This is a genomic window from Paenibacillus sp. EB106-04-04-XG159, assembly GCF_058791835.1.
In genome coordinates this window covers 82,205-94,423 of record NZ_JBYTDY010000014.1, presented here as the reverse complement: position 1 = coordinate 94,423, position 12,219 = coordinate 82,205, and the positions used below count along the sequence as shown (strand labels likewise).

Below are 12,219 nucleotides of genomic sequence, written 5' to 3'. Positions count from 1 at the left end.
AGCTGGAAAGGAGTGACACCGATGTCCGTAGATCGACGCAAACAAATTATAGAAGCAGCCGCCCAGTCATTCGCTTTATTCGGCTATAAGGCAACGACGATGGATCAAGTCGCGAAGATTGCGAAGGTTGGCAAAGGCACGATCTACACCTTTTTTGCAACTAAGGAAGAGCTCTTTGATCAGATCATACAGTCCGTGATATTGGAAATGAAGGAGATTGCAGATCGCGAGATCAAAGTGAAGCGCCCTTTCTTTGAGAGTATGTACAAGGTGTTGGATCAAGTGCTCTACTTCCGCAGCAAGCATGAGTTGGCTATGAAGCTGTCTCAAGAGCTGCGCGACTTTGGAACACCGATGGCGCAGGAAGCGCTCGACAGGCTTGAGCATGAACTCCTTCATTATATGGAGCGTCAGCTGCAGACGGCTATGGATAAGAAAGAGATAAAACAGCTTGATCCTAAGTTGACTAGTTTCATCATGTACCAGTTGTACAAGTCGCTTACGACCGAGTGGAACAAGATGTATGAGCCGCTGGAAGAGCAGACGATTAAAGGGCTGTTCTACCATCATATTTTCAAAGCAATCTCGATATCTGATTCATAAGAAGATCGCCAAAGGTCACGACTTCCGCAACACAATGGTTTACGATTCGTAGATTAAAGCGAATTGTTGGCCGGAAGACGAGTCGTTTCCTTTTGCCTCGAATGACCAAATGAGCCAAATAGTCAGATGGTTTTGGCAAATGATGTCAGTGTGAAATATCACATCTCCAGAAGAAGTATTCTAAATAAAAGAGAGGAACAACACTATGAAAGGTTTAAGATTGTTCGGCAAAGAATGGAAGCAAATATTAAAGAGTCCGAAGCTTCTCATACCAGTTATTGCAGTCATGTTAATCCCAGTTATGTACGGCGGCTTGTTTGTCGGGACCTTTTGGGACCCGTATGCGAGATTGGGAGATCTCCCTATCGCAATTGTAAATCTGGATGAGGGTGTCACTTTTGAAGGGAAAACCTTCGCCGTAGGTGAAGAGCTTACGGATGAACTGAAGAAAAGCAATGATTTTCAGTATAACTTTGTAGGAGCGGATGAAGCGAAAGATGGTCTGATTAATGATCGCTATTATATGTCGATAACCATCCCGCAAGATTTCTCGAAGCAGGCGACAACGCTGATGGATGATGAGCCGAAGCCTGCAGAGCTCATTTTTGAAACAAATGAAGGTCATAACTTCTTAGCGGCTCAGATCGGAGACGCTGCTATAAAAGAAATCAATTCAGAGATATCCAGTAATGTAACAGAGGCCTATACAACTCTTATGTTTGAGGTAGCAGGGAAGGCTTCTGACGGCTTGAAGGAAGCCGGCGACGGCGCTGGCAAGCTGCATGATGGAACAGTCGAGCTGGCAGATGGAGCTCAAACGTTGAATGAGAACTTGAATAAGCTGGCAGACGGCGCTATTCAGTTGAAACAGGGCGTAGCTCCACTCAACAGCGGCGTCAAGCAGTTGACGGATGGCGTTAACGGATTAAACAGCGGTGCAGCTTCGTTGAGCAGCGGACTTGGTCAACTGTCTGGAGCACATAAGCAGCTGCTGGATGGTGCTCAGCAAGCGCAGCAAGGAGCTGCAGGCTTAGAGCAGGGCTTGGAAGCATCGGCAGCAGGCAGTGCTAAGCTGAAAGAGGGCGCGGCAGCGTTATCCGGCGGCTTAGAGCAGCTGACGAAGATGAGTCCAGAGTTGGCAGAGAACCCAGCGGTGAAACAACTGGTCGCTGCCAGCAAGTCGGTTCTTGAAGGCGCAGACCAGTTGAATCAAGGTCAGCAGCAATTGTCTGCAGGAGCGAAGCAACTCACTGCTGGTCAGGATCAACTGACAGCAGGAATGAAGCAGTTCGATACGAAGCTGAATGAAGCTTCTGCGGGCAGCAAGCAGCTTGCAGCAGGAGCAGATAAGCTCGCAACAGGCGTTTCCGGCTTGCAAGGCGGAGTAACGCAAGCAGAAGACGCAATCAATCAGCTGGCAGACGGAGCAAGCAAGCTGGCAGCAGGCAGCGAGGCGCTGCATGAAGGTACAGTTCAATTAGGAGACGGCTCTAATGAGCTTTCGACTAAGCTGAACGAGGCTGCAGACGGTGCTTCGAAAATTAAATCAACAGACGAACGTGTTGAAATGTACGCTAAACCAGTCAAGCTTGTAGAATCCAGTGTCTATGAAGTACCTAACTACGGTACTGGCTTTTCACCATACTTCTTGTCCTTAGGCTTGTACGTAGGTGCGTTAATCTTGACGATCATCATACCATTGGTAGAATCGCCTGATCCGTTCGCAAACGGCTGGAGCCGATTCTTCAGTAAGACAATGCTCTTCCTGTCCGTAGGTGTTGTCCAAGCGCTGATCGCAGACTGGGTCATGATGCAAGGTCTTGGACTTGAAGTGAAAGATACCGGCATGTTCATCTTGTTCACGATTCTGACCAGCGTAACCTTTATGCTGATCGTTCAGTCCCTTGTGACGACGCTAGGCAACCCAGGTCGATTCATGGTAATCGTTCTGCTAATTCTACAACTGGTATCCTGTGGCGGTACATTCCCAGTTGAGTTGACGCCTGACTTTATGCAAGCCATTGGACCGTTGTTGCCAATGACTTACACCGTAATGGGCTTCAAAGCTGTAATCTCAACTGGAGATATAAGCGCGATGTGGCATCAAGTTGGCATACTTGCAATATATATGGTCGTATTCGCAGCGATTACATTCACATTCTTTACGGTCAAAGCTCGCCAAAGCAAGAATGAGGCGCAGCAGAACCCAACAGTAGCAGCTTAATCAATCTATGAAAAGCACCTCTATCTGTAGACCATCTGTGGTCGCAGGTAGAGGTGTTTTATTTATGGCAGATAGTTGCAGATAGCCGTAAGCAGGAACTAGGATGAATGACTCATTTTACACAAAAATAATGGAATTTGTCGATTCCTCATAACATTTTATAGCGAAAGAACCGTTATAGTATGTATATGAATCTTTGTGACATTACCGTCATGTGGAAAGGGGAAGTTCAAGTGAATGTAAGACGCAAGAAGGCATCATGGTTTGCCTTAATGCTAGTTATAACGCTGATTGTTGGCGTATTACCATTCAACGGAGTCGCTCAGGCGGCAGAAACCGTGATCAATGTCGAATTTGAGAACCAATCGCCGCAGGTTGATGTTATTGTAGAGGACCAGTCTGTACAGCTTAAATTGTTGGCTACGATTAAAGAAGAGAGCGGCAAGAGAGATGTAACAGGCGCAGCAACCTGGACCTCCTCTAATCCGAATGTTGTAACCGTAGAGAATGGCTGGGTTAAAGGTGTAGGTGAAGGGAAAGCGGAAATTACCGCTAAGTATCAGTCCTTTACATTGAAGAAAACGGTTGTCTCCAAATACATGTACGACACTCTTGTTGTACAGAATGCGGAATCCAACCTAGAAGTTGCGGCTGAGCAAACTTTACAGCTAGGTATGCAGCCGGAATGGAAAGCAATTGCGAAAGATACCAACCCTGTTACAGAAGACAATGTAACGGATCTCGCAACTTGGACGTCTTCCAACACGGAAGTCGCGGATGTATCTAAAGGTAAAGTCACGCTAAAGAGCAAAGGTAAAGCGGATATTACGGTATTGTATAAAGGGATGTCGAAGACGATTAAGTTAACGGTAGGCATTCCGTACGATGAGATTAAGATTGCTCCCGATAAACTGCTGGAGTTTGAATACGGCGGCGCGGAACAGCAATTGGCTGCGTTGGTTAAGCAACCAGACGGTGCCATGCTGGATGTAGCCGATAAAGCCGAATGGTCATCGAGCGATAACAATGTGGTAGAAGTGAAGAATGGTAAAGTGAAGCCTATTAATGTAGGTACTGCGACCATTACGGTATCCTATCTAGGCCGCACCGATTCCATAACCGCTGTTGTTCGTTCATCGTTCCAAGCGATGCGCATGGAGCCAAGCGAGAAGCTGAATAGAATGATCGGCGACCCAGAAGAGAAAATATCTACATATGTAATGAAGAAAAATGACGCAACAGGCCAAGTGGATACGATTGATGTCAGCCAGGAAGCAGAATGGACGTCCAGCAACGTGATGGCCGTGACTGTGGATAAGGGTGTTCTTCGCTTTAAGAGCGCGGGAACTGCGACGATTACGGCGTCGTACAAAGGTTTGACAAAGTCCCTTGAAGTAACGGTATACCCAATAATTAAAGACATTGAATGGAAAGACGAGAAGACAGATACGAACGAATCTGGAATTCGCGAGCTGGACGTTTATGTCGATGATATCGTGGACATCCCTGTCGTTAATGGTGTAACACTTGGTGGCGACAAAGTTGATGTCAGCAAAATCATGAAGTGGACATCCAGCGATGAAGATATCGTGACGGTCGACGATGGCAAGATCGAAGCACAAAAGCGCGGTGAAGCGCAGTTGATCGGTGTGCTTGACGGCAAGACGATGATTCTGAACGTCAAAGTTAATCGCAAAGCACTTATTATGCAGGCGAACGCAGATGAGCTTAAGCTCATTACCGGTAAAGAATCAGAGCTTCCTACCGTCACCGTTATATACACGGACGGAGAAGAGCAGGATGTGACGAAAGAAGTGGATTGGGAATCCACCTCTCCGAATCTGCTTGTGCTGGATGACAAGCTGAAGGCGCTGGTCGCTGGCAAAATGACGTTGAATGGTACATTTTCCAATGTGAAGCTGTCGCTTAAAGTTACGATTGAAGAAGCGGTTGTGAGCTATGAGATTGAACCGCAGAGTATCTATACGAATGTAGGCAAGTCTGAAACGATTAAAGTAACAGGCAAGTACAAGAATGGCAAGACGATCTCGCTCGGCTCCAAGATTGATTGGAAAGTGGAAAATGAGAAGATTGCAACTGTTAGAGGCAGCTCCGTGAAGGGCGTAAGTATCGGCAATACCAAGCTGGTTGGAGAGTACCAAGGAACGAAGCTTGAAATACCGGTATACGTCAAGCCGAAGCTGTTGAAGATTGAAGCGAATCCTTCCAGCATTAAGCTGGGGGTAGGTCAGAGCGCAACATGGAAGGTAAGCGCGATCTATGATACAGGAGAAGTGGTTGATGTCACTTCGAAGGTAGTCGCGGTTCCTTCAAGTACGAAGATCAAGGTATCACCAGGCAATGTGCAAGGTGTGTCTAAGGGAAGCGGGTCGATCAAAATCACATTTGATGGAAAATCGACAACGCTTCGTGTTACAGTCAAATAAATAATCGATGGATCAAGACCGTAGTTTCTCTATTAAAGAGGGCTGCGGTCTTTGCATTATTCGACATAAAGTTTGGACTGAAAACAGGTTGGACGAGACGGTTGGTGGGTGTGAGGAGCATGGCTTGAGAATAGATTTGAATGGTTGTGTATGTATATTTGTATTCATAATAATGCATAAAAATACAATTATTCATGCCTGATGCCCCATCCCTGAATGAGCAGGTTTACCGCGTCAATGTTAAGGCTACAAAATGAGACAAAAGCATGATTAACTATGCACTTCATATAATATGTCATATGCGGTCGGGCGTAGCGGGAATAGGTACAGTGACGGCTGCCAAGCAAAAACAAATCTTATCGCAATCATAAAATATTTAAATTGTCAGGCTTGGAGCGCGGTGATAAAATAGTAAAACAATTTGAATGAATAATTATAAGTATTCAATACTTCGAAATAAAATGCGGACAGAGAGGTTGCTTTCTATGAATCGATACGGTTTACCATTAAAGCAGGGTTTGTACGACCCGCAGTTTGAGAAAGACGCTTGCGGTATGGGGTTCGTCGCTCATATTAAAGGCCAGCGGTCCCACGACATCGTTCGCCAAGCGTTGGCCGTATTGGTCAGTATGGAGCATCGCGGAGGTCAAGGCAGTGAACCGAATACTGGCGATGGAGCGGGCATTATGCTGCAGATTCCGCATCGTTTCTTCTCGAATGAGATGAAGGAGCAAAGAATTGAGCTCCCGGAAGCCGGACAATACGGCGTCGGCATGCTGTTTTTGTCGCAGGATGAGCGTATTCGTGAGCAGCATGAAGCAGTGCTGCGGGAGATTATTGAAGAAGCGGGCCAGACATGTATCGGGTTTCGGACCGTGCCGACTTACGACGAGATGCTCGGTCAATCCGCCAAGGCGGTTAAGCCCTATGTTCGTCAGGTGTTTATCGGACGCAGCAGCGACCTTGCGGATGATCTTGCATACGAGCGCAAGCTGTACATGATCCGCAAGCGGGCAGAGCTTGCCATTCGCTACTCAGATGCAGAAGGCGCCGATACGTTCTACATCCCGAGCATGTCCTTCCGCAAGATCGTATACAAGGGCATGTTGACCACGGAGCAGGTTGGTCAGTTCTACCTCGATCTTCAACAAGACACTCTTGATTCTGCCATTGCGCTAGTCCACTCTCGATTCAGCACGAATACGTTCCCGAGCTGGGAGCGGGCTCATCCATACCGCTTCATGATCCATAACGGTGAAATCAACACCCTGCGCGGCAATGTGAACTGGATGCACGCGCGTCAAACTTTGTTCCAGTCGGATGCATTCGGTGAAGAGCTGGAGCAGATCAAGCCAGTCATTAATCCGGACGGCTCAGATACAGCGATGTTCGACAATACGTTTGAATTTATGTACCTGGCAGGACGCTCCTTGCCGCATGTGGCGATGATGATGGTACCGGAGCCGTGGTCGAACAATGAGAACATGGACCCAGTTAAGCGCGCCTTCTATGAATATCACAGCTGTTTGATGGAGCCGTGGGATGGACCGGCGGCCATGGCGTTTACCGATGGTGTTCAGATCGGCGCTATACTGGACCGCAACGGCTTGCGTCCCGCTCGATATTATGTGACGAAGGACGATCTGATCGTAATGGGATCGGAAGCAGGCGTATTGGATATTCCGCCTGAGAATGTGCTCTATAAGGATCGCCTGCGTCCAGGTCGTATCCTGCTCGTGGATACTGCACAAGGCCGCATCATATCCGATGAAGAGGTTAAAGCGCAGATTGCTGCCGAGAATCCATATCAGGAGTGGCTCGATGAGCATCTCGTTGACCTTGACGGTCTGCCGGACGCGCCGGAAGCATTGGAGCCGAATCACGATAATGTGACTCAGCTGCAGCAGGCGTTCGGGTATACTTTTGAAGAGCTGCGCAAGACGCTGGAGCCGATGGCGACAAGCGGTGTCGAGCCCATAGGCTCGATGGGCTACGACGCGCCGCTCGCGGTGCTGTCCGATCGGCCGCAGCGTTTATACAACTACTTTAAGCAGTTGTTCGCTCAAGTCACAAACCCTCCGATCGATGCGATTCGCGAGGAGATTGTAACGGCGACGGGAACTACGATTGGACCAGAGCGCAACCTGCTTAATCCTGAGCCGGAGAGCTGCCGCCACATTAAGCTCGCGACGCCGGTGCTCGCGAATGAAGAGTTCGCGAAGCTGCGCCATATTCGCCGCCCGGGCTTCAAGTCGATTACGATTCCAATCCTGTTCACGGCGGAGCAAGGCGCGGAAGGTCTGCGCGCGGCGATCAAGCTCATGTGCGAAGCGGCAGATCGGCTCATAGGGAAGGGCCATAATATTATCATCCTGTCGGACCGCGGAGTTGATGCGGAGAACGCGGCGATACCAGCCTTGCTCGCGGTATCCAGCTTGCATCACCACCTGATCCGTCAAGGAACACGGACGAAGGTCGGCATTATGCTGGAATCGGGCGAGCCGCGTGAGGTGCATCATTATGCGCTGCTGCTCGGATACGGGGTGAATGCGGTGAACCCGTACCTGGCATTTGAAACGCTGGATGACATGATTAAACAAGGGCTGCTTCGCGGTGTCTCGCATGAGAAGGCGGTCAAGAACTATATTAAAGCCGCAACGAAAAGTGTCGTTAAGATTCTGTCGAAGATGGGCATCTCGACGGTACAATCGTACCGCGGCGCACAGATATTTGAAGCCATCGGATTGAAATCCGATTTCATAGATGAATACTTTACGTGGACAGCATCCCGCATCGGCGGCATCGGTCTCGAGGAGATCGCGGAGGAGACACTGTCTCAGCATTATCGAGCATTTGCGAGCCAAGAAGGACGTGATCGAGAGCTTGATACCGGAGGCGAATATCAATGGCGCAAGCACGGCGAGGAGCATCTGTACAATCCACAGACGATCCACACGCTGCAGGAAGCTTGCCGCAAAGGCGACTATAAGCTGTACAAGAAATACTCCAAGCTCGTGCAGGGCGAACACAGCCAGAACGGTACGCTTCGTTCGCTGTTCGATCTGAAGCCGGCGGGCGAGCCGGTGTCGATCGATGAGGTTGAGCCGGTAGAGAGCATCGTGAAGCGTTTCAAGACGGGAGCGATGTCATTCGGCTCCATCTCGAAGGAAGCGCACGAGACGCTCGCGATCGCGATGAACCGCATCGGCGGCAAGTCGAACTCCGGCGAGGGCGGCGAAGATCCGGCGCGCTACGTGAAGGATACGAACGGCGACTGGCGCCGCAGCGCGATCAAGCAGGTCGCATCTGGCCGCTTCGGCGTAACGTCCAACTATCTCGTTAACGCGGAGGAGATCCAGATCAAGATGGCCCAGGGCGCGAAGCCTGGTGAAGGCGGCCAGCTTCCAGGACGCAAGGTGTACCCATGGGTAGCTGAGGTTCGCGGCTCCACACCGGGTGTCGGTTTGATCTCACCGCCGCCGCATCATGATATATATTCGATTGAAGATCTGGCGGAATTGATCTACGACTTGAAAAATGCGAACCCGCGCGCGGCGATCAACGTGAAGCTCGTATCCGAAGTGGGGGTCGGCACGATTGCGGCAGGTGTCGCGAAGGGGCGCGCCGACATTATCCTTGTCAGCGGCTATGACGGCGGTACCGGCGCTTCGCCGCAGGGCTCGATTCGCCACGCAGGATTGCCATGGGAGCTTGGGCTTGCGGAAACGCACCAGACGCTCATCCTGAACAATCTGCGCGACCGCGTGAAGCTGGAGACGGACGGCAAGATGATGACCGGCCGCGATCTGGCGATTGCAGCGCTGCTCGGCGCCGAGGAGTACGGCTTCGCAACTGCACCGCTCGTCGTCGTAGGCTGCGTCATGATGCGCGTGTGTCAGCTGGACACATGCCCGGTCGGCGTTGCGACGCAGAATCCGGAGCTGCGGAAGAACTTCAAGGGCGATCCGGATCATCTCGTCAACTTCATGATGTTCGTAGCTGAAGAACTGCGCGAGATTATGGCAGAGCTCGGCTTCCGTACACTAGACGAGATGATCGGTCAGACCGGCTGCTTGAATATAAAAGAAGCGGTCAGCCACTGGAAGGCAAAGCATCTGGATCTGACGACGCTCCTGTATCAGCCGGAGCTGCCTGAAGGCTCGTCGCGCATCAAGACGCGCGAGCAGAACCACGGCATCGAAGAGACGCTGGATATGCAGCGTCTCGTATCAGCCGCGCAGGCTGCGCTCGCGCAGGGCGATGCCGTGGAAGGCACGTTCCCGATTACGAATGTGAATCGGGCAACGGGCACGATACTCGGCAGCGAAGTGACGCGCAAGTATGGCGCGCAAGGCCTGCCTGAGGATACGATCCGCTTCACATTTGAAGGATCGGCAGGCCAGAGCTTCGGCGCGTTCGTGCCGCGCGGCATGACGCTTACGGTCGTCGGCGACAGCAACGACTATGTCGGCAAAGGGCTGTCCGGCGGCAAGCTGATCGTGAAGCCGTCGCCACGCGCGACATATAAAGCCGAGGATAACATCATTATCGGCAATACGGCCTTCTATGGCGCGACGAGCGGCGAAGCGTACATCCGCGGGATCGCGGGCGAGCGCTTCGCGGTGCGGAACTCGGGCGCGCATACGGTCGTGGAAGGTGTCGGCGATCACGGCTGCGAATATATGACGGGCGGACGTGTCGTCGTTCTGGGCACGACAGGCCGCAACTTTGCGGCGGGGATGTCTGGCGGTATCGCCTATGTGCTCGATCCCGATAATACCTTCGTGAACCGCTGCAACCTGGAGATGGTGCTGCTGGAGCGCATCGAGGACGAAGAGGAAGAGACGGCTGTGAAGCAGATGATTGAGCAGCATGTTCGTTATACGGGCAGTGAGCTCGGTCAGCGCGTCCTCGACAATTGGAAGGCGACGCTGCCGCAATTCGTTCGCGTTATTCCGAAGGATTATAAGCGGATGATGGAGCAGATCGCGAAGGTTGAAGCGAGAGGCTTGACTGGCGAAGCCGCGTTGTTAGCGGCATTTGACGCGAATATGCGCGACTTGAACCGCGCGGCAGGCAATTAATGCCGCCGCAGCTTCCATAATAAGTATTAGAAGTTCTTGAATAACCCTTATTCATCGTCTACGATAGTACAAGTGAGTACTAGTAGATTGATGGTAAGGGTTTTTCATTTTCAGAATAGATGGTGATTACATTCATGAATCATTCTCCATGGGCTATGTTTCGCGGTAATTCTCGTGCGATGAACTCCTTCATATGGGCGAGTATGATTAATTCAACAGGAGCGGCGCTCATGTGGCCGCTGACGACAATCTTCGTTCATCAACAGCTGGGGCGGTCACTGGCTGATGCGGGCTTCGTCATTATGATGCAGATGCTTGGCGGGATGCTCGGTCAATTCGCGGGCGGATCCATGTACTACAGGCTCGGTGTTCGCAAGCTGCTGATCGGCTCGCTGGCTCTAGCGGGACTGCTGCAGGCATCGATAGTCTTTACGGCTTACAATGATTGGTGGGGCTACATTATCACGATGGCGTTAATCGGCTTCACCACGAATATGTCGATGCCGGCGATTCAGTCCTTTATCGGCTTTCAATGGCCGGAACGCAGGGACGAGCTGTTCAATTCCGTCTATGTGGCGAACAATATCGGTGTTGCGCTTGGAACAGCGATAGGCGGTATACTAGCGGACATATCCTTTAATCTGACCTTTTTGTTGAATGCAGCTTCATCGGCGGGGTTTGCGGTCTTTTTCTACTATTATTTACGTAAGATAGAAATAAAGGAACCAGACAACAGCGGCAGAGATCAATTACAAGATCGCGCTGGTTCATCAACCGGTTCCAAAGTATATAAGCAGCCTGCTCATGTGCCTGAAACAGGCACAATTCCTGCTCTAACGATGTGGGATCAGCTCAAGAGCGTGCGGCTGTATTTGTTCCTGTCTGTGGGGGCGATGCTGATTTGGCTTGCGAATTCGATGTGGGGCTCAGGAGTTGCGCCTCACCTAACGGATCAAGGCATGGAGATGAAGATGTACAGCTGGCTGTGGACGATCAACGGAATCATCATTTTCCTCGGACAGCCGATTACGAATTGGATCAAACGAACGATAGCCCGGCCGATAACCTCGCAATTGACATGGAGCGCCGTGCTCTATTGCATCGCGTATGGGGTCATATGGATCATCCCTTCATATCCCGGCTTCGTGCTTGGCATGCTCATCGCAACGCTTGGAGAGATGCTGGTTTCGCCGGCGGTTCCAGCGTTCTTAGCGGCACGGACAGGAAGACAAGCTCCATTCTATATGGGCGTCGCGGGTGGAATCAGCTCGGTCGGCAGAATGATTGGACCTTATGTATTGGGAATAGCATACGATGGAGGAGGCTTGGATGCAGTAGTCATCGTCTCGATCATCATCGGAGTCATGTCCGTTATCAGCTTTGCTGTGCATGCTTATCTTCACCGCGAATCTCGCGCGACAGCGTACGCCCAACCTTTTGACATCTAGCCCTCGTATTACAAGGCATTCGACAAAAATAGAACTGGAATGATGCATGGTTGTCTCCACTGTCCGACAGTTTACCTTGAACGATTTCGCTATACTTAAAGTTGTCCTAGGCATACATGCGAAGAAGGACACTTCACAGAATAATGATGAAGCGGGGTTAGGACAGGTATGAACGAACATCGGTATTCCGACAGCCTGAACGAGCATCAAGAGGACTCACGAATCGTATTGGATGTAGCCCAGATTCTTCATGAAATGGGTATTGAGACGGAGCGTTATACAGAGGGCATCATTCAGATCCTTTCGATAAATGGGGCTAATTCGTAAAGGTGTTCCGATCTCTAGGATTTGGTATAGATGAGCTCAATACGAATTAGAAGAGGCTCGTTCCTAAGGCTGATGAATCAGCTTAA

General features: G+C 50.6%; 6 protein-coding genes. All 6 read left to right on the top strand.

Going from position 1 to position 12,219, the window contains the following annotated elements; translation table 11 throughout:
- Positions 1-21 precede the first annotated feature (21 nt).
- The 6 genes from AC3WTP_RS17225 (at position 22) to AC3WTP_RS17200 (ending at position 12,133) form a co-directional block, all read left to right on the top strand.
- Positions 22-603: a TetR/AcrR family transcriptional regulator gene (locus tag AC3WTP_RS17225; RefSeq protein WP_492395862.1), complete on the top strand. Its 582-nt coding sequence runs from the start codon at positions 22-24 to the stop codon at positions 601-603.
- Positions 604-808: 205 nt separating this feature from the next.
- Complete coding sequence (locus AC3WTP_RS17220) at positions 809-2,827, top strand: YhgE/Pip family protein (RefSeq protein ID WP_492395861.1); 2,019 nt, start codon at positions 809-811, stop codon at positions 2,825-2,827.
- A 233-nt stretch (positions 2,828-3,060) separates the two neighbouring features.
- On the top strand, positions 3,061-5,274 hold the full coding sequence (locus AC3WTP_RS17215; RefSeq protein ID WP_492395860.1) for an Ig-like domain-containing protein: 2,214 nt from the start codon (positions 3,061-3,063) through the stop codon (positions 5,272-5,274).
- Between the two features lie 485 nt (positions 5,275-5,759).
- Positions 5,760-10,358 carry a glutamate synthase large subunit gene (gene gltB / locus AC3WTP_RS17210; RefSeq protein ID WP_492395859.1) on the top strand — a complete coding sequence of 1,533 codons (4,599 nt, stop codon included), beginning with the start codon at positions 5,760-5,762 and terminating at the stop codon, positions 10,356-10,358.
- Positions 10,359-10,492: 134 nt separating this feature from the next.
- Entirely contained in the window at positions 10,493-11,806 is a 1,314-nt protein-coding gene (locus AC3WTP_RS17205) for an MFS transporter (protein ID WP_492395858.1), read from the top strand.
- Between the two features lie 168 nt (positions 11,807-11,974).
- Positions 11,975-12,133, top strand: coding sequence for a hypothetical protein (locus AC3WTP_RS17200; RefSeq protein ID WP_492395857.1), 159 nt, complete (start codon positions 11,975-11,977; stop codon positions 12,131-12,133).
- Positions 12,134-12,219: the final 86 nt, after the last annotated feature.